Annotated in this window: 14 protein-coding genes and 2 pseudogenes; 14 read left to right on the forward strand and 2 right to left on the reverse strand. The window is 69.8% G+C overall.

All coding sequences use genetic code 11. From position 1 onward, the window contains the following. The first annotated feature begins 1292 nt into the window (after positions 1-1292). The 7 genes from EAO76_RS40415 to EAO76_RS40445 all read left to right on the forward strand — a co-directional run bounded on the left by EAO76_RS40415 (position 1293) and on the right by EAO76_RS40445 (position 6199). The gene (locus tag EAO76_RS40415) at positions 1293-1703 is read left to right on the forward strand and encodes a hypothetical protein (RefSeq protein WP_148841233.1); all 411 of its coding nucleotides are present in this window, start codon (positions 1293-1295) and stop codon (positions 1701-1703) included. A gap of 284 nt (positions 1704-1987) precedes the next feature. Continuing rightward, entirely contained in the window at positions 1988-2848 is an 861-nt protein-coding gene (locus tag EAO76_RS40420) for a hypothetical protein (protein WP_148841234.1), read from the forward strand. A 1003-nt stretch (positions 2849-3851) separates the two neighbouring features. Continuing rightward, positions 3852-4022 (forward strand): helix-turn-helix domain-containing protein, encoded by a 171-nt coding sequence (locus EAO76_RS47025; RefSeq protein WP_262376163.1) that lies wholly within the window; start codon positions 3852-3854, stop codon positions 4020-4022. Positions 4023-4293: 271 nt separating this feature from the next. Then, a complete protein-coding gene (locus tag EAO76_RS40430; RefSeq protein ID WP_148841235.1) occupies positions 4294-5058 on the forward strand; it encodes an SDR family oxidoreductase in 765 nt (254 codons plus the stop codon). Positions 5059-5202: 144 nt separating this feature from the next. Further along, entirely contained in the window at positions 5203-5517 is a 315-nt protein-coding gene (locus tag EAO76_RS40435) for a nuclear transport factor 2 family protein (protein WP_148841236.1), read from the forward strand. A 110-nt stretch (positions 5518-5627) separates the two neighbouring features. Continuing rightward, entirely contained in the window at positions 5628-5816 is a 189-nt protein-coding gene (locus tag EAO76_RS40440) for a hypothetical protein (protein WP_148841237.1), read from the forward strand. Beyond that, the gene (locus EAO76_RS40445; protein ID WP_148841238.1) at positions 5813-6199 is read left to right on the forward strand and encodes a DUF6415 family natural product biosynthesis protein; all 387 of its coding nucleotides are present in this window, start codon (positions 5813-5815) and stop codon (positions 6197-6199) included. Before EAO76_RS40440 ends, EAO76_RS40445 begins: the two co-directional genes overlap by 4 nt. A gap of 154 nt (positions 6200-6353) precedes the next feature. Here the strand turns inward: EAO76_RS40445 and EAO76_RS40450 are convergent, their stop codons facing one another. Further along, the gene (locus EAO76_RS40450; protein ID WP_148841239.1) at positions 6354-6620 is read right to left on the reverse strand and encodes a hypothetical protein; all 267 of its coding nucleotides are present in this window, start codon (positions 6618-6620) and stop codon (positions 6354-6356) included. Between the two features lie 255 nt (positions 6621-6875). Here EAO76_RS40450 and EAO76_RS40455 point away from each other — a divergent pair, with 255 nt between their 5' ends. After that, on the forward strand, positions 6876-8390 hold the full coding sequence (locus EAO76_RS40455; protein WP_148841240.1) for a CopD family protein: 1515 nt from the start codon (positions 6876-6878) through the stop codon (positions 8388-8390). Between the two features lie 13 nt (positions 8391-8403). Here EAO76_RS40455 and EAO76_RS40460 read toward each other — a convergent pair. Further along, positions 8404-8577: pseudogene (locus EAO76_RS40460) on the reverse strand (transposase family protein); the annotation flags it as partial. A gap of 60 nt (positions 8578-8637) precedes the next feature. Between EAO76_RS40460 and EAO76_RS40465 the strand changes: the two are divergent. The 6 genes and pseudogenes from EAO76_RS40465 to EAO76_RS40490 all read left to right on the forward strand — a co-directional run. After that, complete coding sequence (locus EAO76_RS40465; protein WP_262376164.1) at positions 8638-9246, forward strand: winged helix-turn-helix domain-containing protein; 609 nt, start codon at positions 8638-8640, stop codon at positions 9244-9246. Between the two features lie 435 nt (positions 9247-9681). Then, complete coding sequence (locus tag EAO76_RS40470; RefSeq protein ID WP_148841244.1) at positions 9682-10437, forward strand: transposase family protein; 756 nt, start codon at positions 9682-9684, stop codon at positions 10435-10437. A gap of 18 nt (positions 10438-10455) precedes the next feature. Next, positions 10456-11127, forward strand: a complete 672-nt coding sequence (locus EAO76_RS40475) for an IS6 family transposase (protein WP_148841241.1) — start codon at positions 10456-10458, stop codon at positions 11125-11127. Positions 11128-11386: 259 nt separating this feature from the next. Then, positions 11387-11950, forward strand: a complete 564-nt coding sequence (locus tag EAO76_RS40480; protein WP_148841242.1) for an RNA polymerase sigma factor — start codon at positions 11387-11389, stop codon at positions 11948-11950. Continuing rightward, complete coding sequence (locus tag EAO76_RS40485; RefSeq protein ID WP_148841243.1) at positions 11947-13092, forward strand: CU044_5270 family protein; 1146 nt, start codon at positions 11947-11949, stop codon at positions 13090-13092. The genes EAO76_RS40480 and EAO76_RS40485 overlap by 4 nt, the downstream gene beginning before the upstream one ends. Before the next feature lie 98 nt (positions 13093-13190). Further along, positions 13191-13775 (forward strand): annotated as a pseudogene (locus EAO76_RS40490) (TipAS antibiotic-recognition domain-containing protein); the annotation flags it as partial. Positions 13776-13785 lie beyond the last annotated feature (10 nt).

Consider the following 13785-nt stretch of genomic DNA (forward strand, 5'->3'; position numbering starts at 1 on the left):
GCATACCCCGGGCCCGGCTCTGCCCCGGCACCGGCCCGGAGGGCGGGCGGGGAAGGAGGCCGACGGCGCCGTGGCGGTCGAGTTCCATGTGGCCGAGTTCGTCGATGCGAGGGGAATCCGCGCCCCGGGTTCCCCTCGTGCCGATGGCCCGGCCGCGGCCGGGCCCGCCGCCGTACCGCGGTCGACGGCCCCGCGTCCCGGGTTCCTGCCGCATCGACGGCCCGGTCGTGGGTCGCGCCCGCCGGGGCCCTGCGGCGGGTCCGGGGCCGGAGGTCTGCACAGAACCGTCGACCGCCCGCCCCGGCCCACCGCCTCACCGCTCCGCGCCGTCGGCCTCCTTCCCCGCCCGCCCTCCGGGCCGGTGCCGGGGCAGAGCCGGGCCCGGGGTATGCAGGGCCATCGACCGCCCCACCGTTCCGCGCCCCGTGCTGTACCGCGGCCTGGCCCGTCGCAGCGCCTGGCCAGCCGGCCCGCGTCCGGGGTGTAACGCCTGTGTCCAGGTACACAGTTCGCTCTTGCCGCGGGGCCGCGGGGCCGCTGGCCGGCGGGGCCCGGCCGTGTGGGTCGTGCTCCCGGCCCGCTCCGTGCTGCCCGCCTTGTTTGTCACCCGCGGGCTTGCCGTTCCGCGTCGTCGACCACCCGTCCTGCTGCTGTGCCGTTCCATGCCCCGTGCTGTACTGCGGTCGGTGGCCGGTTGGCCCGGCCCCGGGCCCCGGGTCCATGCCGCGTCGACGGCCTGGCCGCTGCCGCGCAGCCGCCCCGCCGCTGCGGCGGAGTTCGTACAGGACCGTCGACTGCCCCGCCCCGCCGGGCCGGTGCCTCACCGCTCCGCGTCGTCGACTACCTACTCCGCGGCCCCGCCTTACCGCGTGGGGCCGCCGCCGGGCTGTGTCGTGGTCGACGGCCTGGCTGCGGCCCTGCGCCGCCCGCCCTGTCTGTCGACCGCCCCGCCCCGGACCGTGCCGGGGTGTAACGCCCGTGTCCGGGTACACAGTTCACCCTTGCCGCAGGGCTGCTGCGCCCGTCGCTCAGCCTCCGCCGTGCCCGCCAGGACACAGGACCGGAACCCGGAACCTGTGCCGGGCCGCCGCCGTGTCGCCGTGCCGGCCTTGCCTTCTTGTCGCCGGGCCCCGTGCTGTCCTGCTGCTCCCGCTGCGCGACGGCCGACGGCTGGCCGTCCCCGCCCCCGACCCGCCGACGTCCCTATCCTGCTGCCCGGCCGCAGCCGCGCCCGCCGGACTCTGCAGCGTGCCGCGCCCCGTGCCGCCGCGTTCCATGTTGTACTGCGGTCGGTGGCCGGTAGGTCCGGCCCCGCGCCCTCCTCGAAGGCCAGCGTGACCCGGCTGCTCAACGAGTGCCGCGACCTCGGCCTCCTGCCCGCACGGGACGCGAAGCAGGACGGGCCTCCCATCGCGTACGAGCCTGACCGAACCGAAACGACGGACGTGATCCACCAACGGGTCTTCCTCGCCGTGCTAGACGACATCGCGGACCAGGGCGGCGAAGGCGGCCGTCTCGCTGCCGCCCTGCGCGACGAACTGAACACCGCCAAGGCAGAGCCGTGCGCCACGCTGGAACTCGACCTGGACGCGATCCGCGCGATGTACCCCACGAAGCCGATCGATGACGGCTCGGACGTGTATGTGCCGCTGCCTCATCAGGTGCACTGGAGAAGCACCGACGAAAGGTGCCTCGTCCCGTGACGGAAGTCGCTGGTGGTGGGGCACCTTTCTTGGTGTGTCCGGACCTCCTGCCGGGGTTGCTGCTCGATCGCGGGGAGTGAGAGCTTTGCCCCCCCCTGATCGCACCGGTGTGCCTAGGTGCATGATGTGCCTGGACACGGGGAGGACGCATGACGCAGACCACGCCGCCGACATGGGGGCTGACACCGCCGGAGACTCCTGGGAATCCGGGCGTGCCGCCGCAGGGGTTCATGCCCGTGCGGCCTCCGGACGGCGGGAACGCTGCGGTGTTCACCGTCGGGGCTGTGGCAATCGGGGCTGAGACCGTGATCGCCGCGCTGGTCGCCTTCCTGCACATCTTGCAGTCCGAGTCCCACGGAGGCGAAGGCGGCCTCGGATGGCTGTTCGGCACCATGTTCGCGCTCGTGCTGCTGGCAGTCATTTCGATGATCGCAGGGCTGGCCGGTTCGGCGATGGCGGTGCTTCCCCTCGTCCTTCTCGAGCGTGCGGTGGCCCGCCGTACGGGTCGGCGCGACAGCTGGCAGCTCACCCTGGCCACTGTGGCGGTCGTTGCCGTCGCCCTGGCGCTGCTCATCGGCTCCTGCATGCTCCTGGCCGGCTTCGGCGGCCTGCTCGTTTATCCCGTCCTTGCCCTCAGCCTCATCGTCGGGCTGGCACCCGCGACCCTGTGCGCCCGGGCAGCGGGGAACCCCGGAAAGCCCGGGGCCCGATGGCGGGTGCTCGGGGGTGTGGCGCTGGGCGGTCTGGGGCTGCTCGCGGTGACGCTTGCGATCGGGGTCGCGGCGTACAGCTCGGGGATCCTCAAGATCTACGAACCGCCCCGGCTCACTGAAGCCGACATGGTCGGCACCTGGACGGACGGCGACGGCGGAAGCCTCCGCTTCGAGGCGGACGGCACGGTGACGGCGAAGGGCGTCAACGAGTACGAGGCCACGGGTGAGCAGTCCGGTGCCTGCAACCGCACCGGGAAATGGCAGCTGACCGAGAACGAGGGTGTCGGTCGGCCGCTCGAGCTCAGCATCGCGGACTGCGAGAGCCTGTCCTTCGGCTGGGACATCGGCGGTACGGAGGAACACCCGACGGTCTTTACCTGGATCGGCGAGCCGGATTCGGGTGAGCGGTACATCCTTACGCGGCAGCGGTAAGCCATCCGGTGCCGAGGTCTCGGGCCTGGCCGCTTTCCAGATCCGTTCGTGCCTGGTCGTAGTGGCCGGCCCCGCGGAACAGGCCCGCACCGCGAGCCTGCCCTCCACCGAGTTCGCCGAGTTCTTCGGCGGCCGCGGAGCGTCCCTCATCTGAAGCCCCGGCGTCGCCCGGCCGGTTGCCGGTGACGGCTTACCGGGCCGTGGAATGCGCCTCGTGGCCGGGTTCTCGTCCACGTCCTCATATGGGTGGGCGGGCCCGGTCGTGTTTGGCGTAGCGGGTGTGAGCGGGTGACGATGTGGGGTGTGAGTGATTCGCGCATCAAGCCTCATCTGCGGTGCCTGTCGGGTAGCGGTGACCGGCTGGAACATGCCGTGGTGGAACGAGCCGTTGAACGCGCGGTGGGTGTCGCGGACAGTGTGCCGCCGCCGATCGGACCGTCCCGGCACGTTCTGGTGGTCCATACCGGGCGTTCGGCAAGCCTGAGCTGGTCGGCGGACGGTGCGGCCCGCCGGGAGCGGTTCCATGCAGGGGAGGCACTGGTCAACCCGGCGGGGTGGGCGTCGCGGCCGCGCTGGCAGGATGACGTCGAGCTGCTGCTGCTGGCTCTGGAGCCGGCCTGGCTGGAGAAGCTGGCCGCGGAAGACGGTGCGGCGGGCCGGTTCGAGCTGGAGCCGCGGTTCCACTTCACCGATCCGCTGCTGAAGATGCTGGTCGAGCGGCTGGTAGCGGAGTTCGAGCGTCCCGGCGTGCCCGATGGGCTCTACGCGGAGTCGCTCGTGCAGGCAGCGGCGGCCGTGATCATGCGAGTGTGCGGTGGTGCCGGGGGCCGCGATGCGCGCGAGGGCGGGCTGCCGCCCCGGCGGCTGGCCGAGGTCCTGGACTTCATCCACGCGAACCTGTCCTCCCGTATCGGCCTGGAAGATCTCGCCACGGTGGCCGGGGTCAGCGCCTCCCATTTCACCCGGGCGTTCAGGGCATCGGGAGTCCCCGCACCAGTACGTGATGCAGCTGCGGCTGGAGCGGGCACGCCAGGCCCTGCTGAACACGAACCGGCCGATCGCGGACATTGCCGTGGAGCACGGCTTCGCCGATCAGAGCCACCTGACGCGGATGATGCGGCGCCACACCGGCACCACCCCGGGCCTGCTGCGCAACGGGCACACGCGGGGCTGAACCCACCAGGCCGGCCAGTGCCTCCCGGACCACCCGCACCGCCGCCGGCCCGCGCTCCCGCTACGGCTTCGGCCCGACCGGTCCTCGGTGCGCCCTGCCGCCGGGTGGACGCGTCCGGCGGGTCGGGCCGACCGGTGAGCGGTTTGTTCAAGGGACGGTCGGGTCGTTCAAGAGCCCAGGCGCCGTCTCCGGCGACAGTGGGTACTGCGTGGTGCGCCGGTGCGCCGGTGCCCGTGTTCCGTCCAACCACCCCTCACGCAAGGAAGCCGTCATGGTGAACGCCCGGGACAAGACGCTCAACGGCAAGGTCGCCTTCGTCGGCGGTGCCTCCCGCAACCTCGGCGGGTTGATCAGTACGACCCTGGGCGCCGAGGGCGCGCTGGTTGCCGTGCACTACAACAGCGACTCATCCCGCGCGAAGGCCGAGGACGTCGTCGCGCAGATCAACGCCGGACCCGGTGAGGCGTTCGCGATCCAGGCGGACCTGACGAAGGTTGCCGAGGTGGAGCGGGTCTTCGACGAGGTCGTGAACCGGTTCGGGAAGCTGGATTACAGCATCAACACCGCCGGCATGGTGCTGAAGAAGCCGCTGACCGAGATCACGGAAGAGGAGTACGACCAGATGTTCGCGGTCAACTCCAAGGCCGCGTTCTTCGTGATGCGCGAGGCCGCCCGCCGCATCGAGGACGGCGGGAAGATCATCACCATCCTGACCTCGCTGCTGGCCGCCTACACCGGCCTGTACTCCTCCTACGCGGGAAGCAAGGCGCCGGTGGAGCACTTCACCCGAGCCCTGTCCAAGGAACTGTTCGGCCGGAACATCTCGGTCAACAACATCGCCCCCGGACCGATGGACACCTCGTTCTTCTACCCTGCCGAGGACGACGACTCCGTCGCCTACCACAAGTCATCGGCGATGAACGGCGACCTGACGAAGGTCGAGGACATCGTGCCCTGGGTGCGGCACCTGCTGACCGACGGCTGGTGGGCCAACGGCCAGACGATCTTCCTCAACGGTGGCTACACCACCCGCTGACCTGCCCCCCTTGCCTCCCGTGCTGCGGAGCACGGCCTCATGGTGTCCGCAGCACGCTGGGAGCCCTGGCACGAGCCCCAGATGTACCGGTCGTACAGGAGTGCCATCCCACCCCTCCTAACCGCTTCCATGAGGAGATGTGCAATGTCCGCGCAGCTCAGTGACCTCACCGTGGCCGCGTTCGTCGCCGCCGTGAACGCCGGCGACAGGGATGCCTTCCACGCGCTCCTGACCCCGGACGCCACCATGTCCGACGACGACACCGACCGTGCCCTGTCTCTCTGGGCGGAGAAGGAGATCTTCTCGTCCAACGGCCGCATGGACGTCGAATCGGTCTCCGCCGACGGCCGCACGCTGATCGCCACCTACACCAATTCCACCTGGGGCGCGATGCACACTCGTTGGTCCTTCACCGTCTCCGGTGAACGGATCAGCCGGTTCGAGACCAGCCAGGCATAGTGCCGCCCGAGCGGGACCGGACCGAGGCCCGGGTATCGCCCACCCGTACGACGCGCGGCCTCCGCAGCGTCGAACGACACCAACGCACCCCAGCAACGGAGACGGTGCCCATGAGCGCACCCACACCCGCCGGCCCCGCACCCGACGGACCCGGCCTCCAGCGGCCCGACTTCGGCCGGCCTTCACCCGCGCTGCTGGAGCGCGCCGTACGCGGCTACGCCCGCTTCCTCGCCGCCCAGGCCCCGGACGCCACCACCGGCGACCACGACCAGGACGACGACCCGGCGGGCACCCGATGAGCGACACCTACGTCGTGCTCCACGACCCCGACGGCCGGCTCGAGGCCGAACTCCCCCTGGACCGAGCCCCGCACGAAGCACTCGTCACCGCCGTCCTCGCCTGGAAGGACCCCGACCTCGAACCCCACGACTACGAACAGCTCGCCCTCCAGCTCGCCGGACACGCCCGCGCCGTGGCCGACGACGTCCGCCGCCACGCCGCCACCCTGCCCAAAAACGACGGCCCCGGAGCCCTCGCCGAAATCGTCCTCCAAGAAGCCGACCGCCGCCTGTCCGTACCACCCAAGGGCACCGCCCACTGCGCCCAGAACCGCGCCCGCCTCGCCCGGGCCCTCTACGAGCGGCTGGACCGCCTCACAAAGCCCCTTCCCGCTGCCTCCTGAACATGCAGCGCACGTCAACCAACGGTGGACCGCAGCCACTCCAGGGCTCCGACATCCTCCGAACCAACTCCGCTACGCCCGGCGGCAGAGCGAACAATGCTTCGACAGTCCGGGAGTACGGGGCTGCGCCGGTGTGTATGTCCGGTGCCGGATTTCAGGGGTGAGGGTGCTGGCTGAGCCATTGTTGGAGTTCGCGGTGGCGGAACTGGTAGCTGGGCCCGTTGTAGCGAAGGAGACCGGCAGTGACGGCCCAGTCGAGGAAGACACCGAGGCGGAAAGGGAGCTTGCCGCGTGAGCACAGCAAGAACACCGTGTATCTCCGCGCCGCGCTGGCGAACCCGCTGGCGAGCCCGACCGCAAGCCCAACTGTGCATCCGGCCGCGAGTCCGATCACGAGTCCGCCGCTCATGATTTCGAGCATGGGTTCCCCTGTGCTCGGGGATCCGTCCGCGAGCCCGTTGCTGAGTCCGCCCACGAGTGCGCCTGTGAGTCCGCCCAGGAGCCCGGCCAGGAGTCCGGCCAGGGGCCCGATCAAAAATCCGTGGACCACGTCGTCGCGGAGAATTCCCCGAGGGTTGGCCACGCCGGTTGGTTCCCCTGCGAGCCCGCGCTTGACTCCCCCCGCGAGCCCGCCGACACCGGCGCCGCACCGCGTAATCTGCAGTGCGGCTCCACCATGAACTACAGCGTCCCGCTCCGCACCGGGCTGCCCGACGGCACGTACACCGTCGCCTGGCAGGCCATCTCGGCGGACAGCCACCCCATCTCGGGCGCCTTCACCTTCTCCATAGGAGCCCCCTCCGGGACCACCGTCGCCCTACCGGCCGACGCGGCGGGGGGCGGCCTCGTCGGCGCCCTCTACGGCATCGCGCGCTATGCCGCGTACGCCGGTTTCATCCTGCTGGCCGGAGGCGCGGCCTTCATAATGGCCTGCTGGCAGCGAGGGGCGGGCACACGCCCGCTGCAACGCCTGGTCATACGCGGCTGGATGACCCTCACCGTGGCCACCCTGGCCATGCTCCTTCTCCGCTACCCGTACACCGGCTCCGGGGACCTCGCGGACGCCTTCGACCTCGACGGCCTGAAGGCCGTGCTCGACACCAGGCCCGGGGCGGCGCTCGTCTTCCGGCTGCTGCTGCTCGGCGCTTCCGCACTCTTCATCGCCGTGCTGTTCGGGGCGTTCGCGAAGCACGAGGACGGACGCGAGAAGAAAAACCTCACCGTCGGACTGGCCATCGCCGGCACCGTGATCGCTGTGGGGACCGCCGGGACCTGGGCGCTCGCCGAATATGCCTCGGCCGGGATCCAGCCGGGCGTCGCCATCCCGGTCGACATGCTCCACCTGCTGGCCGTCGCGGCCTGGCTGGGCGGGCTGACAGCTCTGCTGGTCGCGCTGTACCGGACGCCGGACATCGAGGTATCGGCGCTACGGCGCTTCTCCCGTGTCGCGTTCGGCAGCGTGCTCGTGCTCACCGCCACCGGGATCTACCAGTCCTGGCGCCAGACCGGCACCTGGTCCGCGCTGACCGGCACTACGTACGGGCAACTGCTGCTCGTGAAGGTGGGTCTCGTCGCCGTCCTGGTCGGCATTGCCTGGACATCGCGCCGCTGGACCGCACGACTGGTCACGAGCGGAGCCGACGCGGAGAGAGAGGAAGCCGGGGCAGAGGCCGAGGTGGAGTTCGAGGAGGCCGCCCTGGTCCCACCGCCGCCTGCCACCGAGGACCCCGTGCGGGCGGCCCAGCTTGCCCGGCAGAGGGCAGCCATGGCCACCGTCGAGAAGAAGCGGATCCGCGACGCCGACCCCGACCGGTCCGGGCTGCGCCGGTTTGTGCTGGCGGAAGTGGGAGTCGCTGTGGCGCTGTTGGCCGTGACGACCGCACTGACCTCGACCGAGCCGGCACGTGCCGAAAAGGAAGCGGTCCGCAGCTCCACTGCACAAACCGCTCTCCCAGCCGCACGCCCGGTCAATCTGACGCCGTCCTTCGACACGGGAGGCAGGGACGGCAGGGGAACGGTGCGGACGGAGATCGACTCCGCCCGTACCGGCACCAATGAGCTCCACATATGGATCGACAGCACCAACGGCGAGGCCATGGATGTCCCCGAAGTGAGGCTCGCCTTCGCTCTGGAGTCCAAGGACATCGGCCCGCTTCCCGTCATCCCTGCCCAGGTCACCAAGGGCCACTGAGGGTTTTCCAACCTCACGCTGTCGCGTGGTGAAGGACGAGAACGGCCTTCACCACGTCGGTGATRCGGTTSGTGCTGCAGCGGAGCTRCCGTAGGAGTCGCCAMCCCTTCAAAGTGGCCATGGCCTGCTCGCCGAGGCAMCGYATCTTGGCGTGAGAGCTGTTGTGCCGCCGCTGCCACCTCCTACTGAGGTTTTCGTGTTGTCGTCGGGTGGTGACGGTTCATGATCCCTGCGGTATGCCGGTGGGGTGAGGTATTCGGAGGGTGGGGGCCTGACCGTTGAGCGGCGGGCGTTTCGTGAGGAGATCCGGCTTCAGGCCGGGCAGCGGTTCGCTGCGGGTGAGAAGACCTCGGTGATCGCGAAGGACTTGCGAGTGAGCGTGCGGTCGGTGGAACGCTGGCGTCGTGCCTGGCGCGAGGGCGGCATGGGGGGCCTGCGTTCCGCGGGTCCGGCGAACTCACCGACCGTCACCGATGCCCAGTTCGCCGTCCTGGAGGAGGAACTCGGCAAAGGCCCGGCGACGTACGGCTTCGAAGACGAACGCTGGACCCTGGTCCGGGTCCAGGTGGTGATCCGCCGTCGTCTGCGAGTGAGCCTGTCGGTGGCGACGGTGTGGCGGCTGCTGAAGCGGCACGGCTCGTCCTGGCAGGCGCCTGCCCGCAGAGCACTGGAGCGTGACGAGCACGCGGTGGAGCTGTGGAAGAAGGAGGTGTGGCCCCGGGTAAAAGGCTCGCGGCGGCCTCTGGGGCCTGGATCGTCTTCGAGTTGCGCCGTGAGGCGCTGTGATTCGTGTGGAGGTGAGAGACCTTCACCGCCGACCTGTCGTAGCAGGGAAGCGGAGCTGAGGGCAGCCTGATCCGGGTGATGACGGGGAGGGCGGGAGCAGCCCTGACAAAGCCGGGACGTGCCAGTACTGCCAGATGGTGCGGGTCCGGCAAGCGGGATGGAGAGGAGTACGCGAGGAACCGGCGTCTTTACGTCTCTTAACGACTACACCGGCTCGAAACCTGGTGGATCTGGGCCGGAAGCGGTGCGCACTCGCTGCCTGAGGGCAGCGGGGAACTCCTTGGCCGGTATTTCGAAGCCGTTCGGGAGGCCACGAGGAAGGTCTACGGCGTACTCGTGGCGATGCCGCAGGGACACAGTTGGGCTCCTACTCCAACGAACGAATCACAGTGAGCCCTTTCCAACCTGACGGTGTGGGCAGGTGGTTGGCGGGTTGTACGAAGCGGTGAAGCTCCTGGTAGACGGGTTCACGACCAAGATCACCCGTGCCGACCAGGAGCTTCGCGTGCTTGTCTACCCATCGGCGATCGATCTGTCCAGTGACCATCTGCGCCACCTCGCCGGACACCTGGCTGCGCGCCGTCGTGAGATCGGCACCCGGTGGCGGCGCGTCACGCCGGGCCGCCAGGCCCTCCTGGTTCTGGCGCATCTGCGCTGCGGTGACACCTACGCCCAGCTTGCCGCCGGGTTCGGCATCGGGATCGCGACGGTCTACCGCTATGTCCGCGAGGCGATAGAGGTCCTGGCCGCGCTCGCGCCCAGCCTGGCCCAGGTCATGCGGACCGCGAGCCGGCTGGCCTTTGTGATCCTCGACGGCACCCTGCTGCCGATCGACCGAATCGCCGCCGACACCCCGTACTACTCCGGCAAACACAAACGTCACGGCATGAACGTCCAGGTCCTCACTGACCCGTTCGGCCGCCTGCTGTGGGCTTCGCCCGCGCTGCCCGGCTCCACCCACGACCTGACTGCGGCCCGCACTCACGGGATCGTCGAAGCTCTCGCCACTGCCGAACTCAGATGCTGGGCGGACAAGGCATACCAAGGTGCCGGCTGCCCGGTCCGGGTGCCCTTCCGAGGCCGTCGCCTCAAGCGATGGCAGCGCCGGCACAACAGCACGCACGCCAAGATRCGKTGCCTCGGCGAGCAGGCCATGGCCACRRTGAAGGGKTGGCGACTCCTACGGYAGCTCCGCTGCAGCACSAACCGYATCACCGACGTGGTGAAGGCCGTCCTCGTCCTTCACCACGCGACAGCGTGAGGTTGGAAAACCCTCAAGGTGATCTCCCACTGCGTGTGGCTGTATTTCCGCTTCCCGCTCAGCTTCCGTGAGGTGGAGGAGCTGATGCTCCAGCGCGGCGTCATCGTCTCCCACGAGACTGGCCGGCGCTGGTGTCTGAAGTTCGGCCAGGGCTACGCCGACGGGCTACGCCACCGCCGACCCCGACCGGGGGACAAGTGGCACCTGTATGAGGTCTTCGTAAAGGTCAACGGGGAGCGGAAGTACCTGTGGCGGGCTGTCGACCAGGACGGCAACGTGCTCGACATCCTCGTGCAGAGCCGCCGGGACAAGGCCGCCGCCCGGCGCTTCTTCCGCAGGCTGATGAAGAAGACGAGCGCGGTGCCACGAGTGATTGTCACGGACAAGCTCCGCTCCTACCACGCAGCCCACCGCGAGGTCATGCCCTCGGTCGAGCACCGCCCCCACAAGGGCCTGAACAACCGGGCCGAGAACAGCCACCAGCCCACCCGGCAACGCGAACGCGCGATGAAAGGCTTCCGTAGCGTCGGCGCGGCCCAGCGGTTCCTGTCCGCGCTCAGCGGCATCTCACCCCACTTTCGACCCCGCCGACACCTGATGACCGCCCCCGAAAACCGAGCCGAGATGACTGTCCGCTTCGCCATCTGGGACCAGAACACCGGCGCCGCCGGCCAGCCCGCCGCAGCCTGAGCACCGGCCCGAAACCCGACCCCCGCCACGCCCCGAATCGCCGTCAGGCACTCACACACCCAACAACGTGACAGCGCCCTCCGGAGGAGTTATCGATGTTTTCGACTGTTCCGGCGAGGACGTCGGGCGCGACTGAGGACCTTGATGTGACGTACGCCTCGTCTCTCGGGCGTATTTCCTGGCATACCGCTGTAACGATCAGCCCGTTCGGCCCACTACCCAACGACAGAGCACACCAGAAGGGACAGGAGGTGCGGCAGTGCCCGATCACGACGCGGATCGTTTCACCGCCATCTACGACGGCTGTCGGCAACGCGTGTGGGCCTACGTGGTCAGTCGTGCGGGACGACAGGTCGCCGATGAGGTGGTGAACGAAGCGTTCACCGTCGCCTGGCGCAAGCTGGACGAGGTCCCCGAGCCGCCGCTGCCATGGCTGCTCGCGGTCGCCCGCAACATCCTGCGGGACAACATCCGGGCGGAGGCCAGGCGCGCGTCGTTCGCCGCCGAGCTGCGCTCCTGGACGGAACCCGCCGAGGCGGACATCGCCGAGGAGGTGTCCGAGCGCAACGCGCTGCTCAACGCGCTGGCCACGCTGCCGGAGGACGATCGGGAACTGCTGATCCTCTCCGGGTGGCAGGGCCTGACCCCCGCACAGGCGGCCGCGGTGGTCGGCTGCTCGCCCATCACCCTGCGGGTCCGTCTGCACCGGGCGCGCAGACGTCTCACCCAGGCCGCGTCGGTCTCCCCACCCACGGAGGAGACCGCAGACGTGCGGCGTGTGTCCACCCGAGTCCGGATCGCCGTAGGAAAGGAAGCCCGGTGAAGAACGACATCCTGCACCGTCTGACAGCCGCCCGCCCCGCCCACCTCGACCCCGACCGTCCCACGCCGTCGGCGGTCCGGGAAGAGGAGCTCGCAACGTTCACGAGCCGTCCGCGCGCGATGCGCACGGCTCGCGCCACCGCCCGGCCGCGGAGGGCGGGCCGCTCTCTCGTCCCGGGTCTCGCCCTGGCCACCGCGGCGGCGGTGGCGGCTGTGGTGATCACCGACACCGTGCCGGAGAAGCCAGGACCCGCCCCCTCCGCGACATCGGGCTCCGGCAGCCAGATCCTTCTCGCTGCCGCCTCCCACGTCGAGCAGCAGCCGGCCGGTTCCGGCACGTACTGGTACGTGGAGGAACACATCGGTTCCCTCCGCAAGGTCCCGGGCAAGCGCTACACCGTCGCCGCCCGCACCGAGCACCGGTACTGGACGGCCGCCGCCGAGAACAAGCAGTGGTCGCAGTCCCTGGACCTGGGGGCACGTCCGGCCACGAAGGCCGACGAGGCGGCGTGGAAGGCGGACGGTTCCCCCACGTCGTGGAACCTGGAGGGGGAGACCCTCACCTATGCCGGCAAGGGCGAGATCCAGCACGACGCCCCCGGCGGAACCGGGGACATCGTCCCGATGGGCGACATCCCGCTCCGCGTCCTGGCCATGCTCCCCACCGATGAACAAGCCCTCCGCAAGCGCCTGTTCACCCTGGTCGACAAGGACTACAACGCCCCCAAGAAAATCCTCGACGGGATCGTCGTCGACACAGCCGTCCGACTCGCCACGACCCTCCCGTCCACCCCGGCCCTGCGCGCCGCCGCCTACCGCCTCCTCGCCGCCGAACCCGGCGTGCGCTCCCTCGGCGACGTCAAGGACCACACCGGCCGTACCGGCTACGCCGTCGCGCTCCCCAGCCCCCACGGGCCCGTTGAAATCCGCCTGATCTTCGACAAGTCCACGGGCATGCCGCTCGGCACCGAGACGGTGGTCACCCGGAGCGGTGACGGGGTGAGCAAGGGCGAGCTGCAGAGCTACACGACGGTCACGTCGATGAAGTGGACCGAAAAGTCGCCGCCGTTCGACACCGACACCGAGGACCCGGGCCCGATCTCCGCTCCGGTCGAGGAGCCGGGTGTCGAGCCGGCCCGCTGAGGCTTCGATGCCATCGGCGGGCACTGTCAAGTTGAGTGAGTGGTCTCCGGGCTGGGATGGTGGCCGGGTTTGTTGATCGTTCGGGAGGAGCCGGTGGTGGCGTCGGGCTGCCGGAGACCGGCCGAATCCTGTCTGAGCAGGCCGACGAGGTGGATGCCCTGCGGGGCCACCACCAGCGCCTACTCGCGGAACGGGACCGACTCAACGTACTGGCCGGCACCGTTTCCCGCACGATCGCCGAACTGGAGCAGTCCAGGAAGGACGGCAACCACATGACCATCAACCGACCGGAGAACCTCTTCGAGGGCGTGACGCCCTCCCAGTACGAGGACAACATGCGCGACTTCCCCGAACTCGCAGAAGAGGCCGCACGACGCGCCGTCACGATGAGCCAGGCCGATGCCGACACCGCGCACCGTGAGCGCACCGCGCAGATGATCCGGTTGGCTGAACTCATGGCCGCCGGGCATCCGGCCGGCGCCGACCCGGTCCAGACCGAAATCGACGCCCAGTACCGGGCACTGACCGAACTGCGCGCTGTCTCCACCGAGGAGTACCGGGCCATCGGACGCTCCATCGTCGACAACGAGACGTGGCGCGCCGCGTACGAGGCCATCGTTCCTGGCCTGGCCGCGTACCAGCGTGACGCCATCGAGGCCTATGCCACCACCCGGCTGAGTTGAGACGCGGCGC

Origin of the sequence: Streptomyces sp. sk2.1, assembly GCF_008120935.1 — a bacterium.
GTDB lineage: Bacteria > Actinomycetota > Actinomycetes > Streptomycetales > Streptomycetaceae > Streptomyces.

Coding starts and splice junctions, on each gene's coding strand:
- EAO76_RS40450 (WP_148841239.1), bottom strand. CDS start 6,620: ATGCTCGAAATCATGAGCGGCGGACTCGTGATCGGACTCGCGGCCGGA.
- EAO76_RS40435 (WP_148841236.1), top strand. CDS start 5,203: ATGTCCGCGCAGCTCAGTGACCTCACCGTGGCCGCGTTCGTCGCCGCC.
- EAO76_RS40430 (WP_148841235.1), top strand. CDS start 4,294: ATGGTGAACGCCCGGGACAAGACGCTCAACGGCAAGGTCGCCTTCGTC.
- EAO76_RS47025 (WP_262376163.1), top strand. CDS start 3,852: ATGCAGCTGCGGCTGGAGCGGGCACGCCAGGCCCTGCTGAACACGAAC.
- EAO76_RS40440 (WP_148841237.1), top strand. CDS start 5,628: ATGAGCGCACCCACACCCGCCGGCCCCGCACCCGACGGACCCGGCCTC.
- EAO76_RS40445 (WP_148841238.1), top strand. CDS start 5,813: ATGAGCGACACCTACGTCGTGCTCCACGACCCCGACGGCCGGCTCGAG.
- EAO76_RS40455 (WP_148841240.1), top strand. CDS start 6,876: ATGAACTACAGCGTCCCGCTCCGCACCGGGCTGCCCGACGGCACGTAC.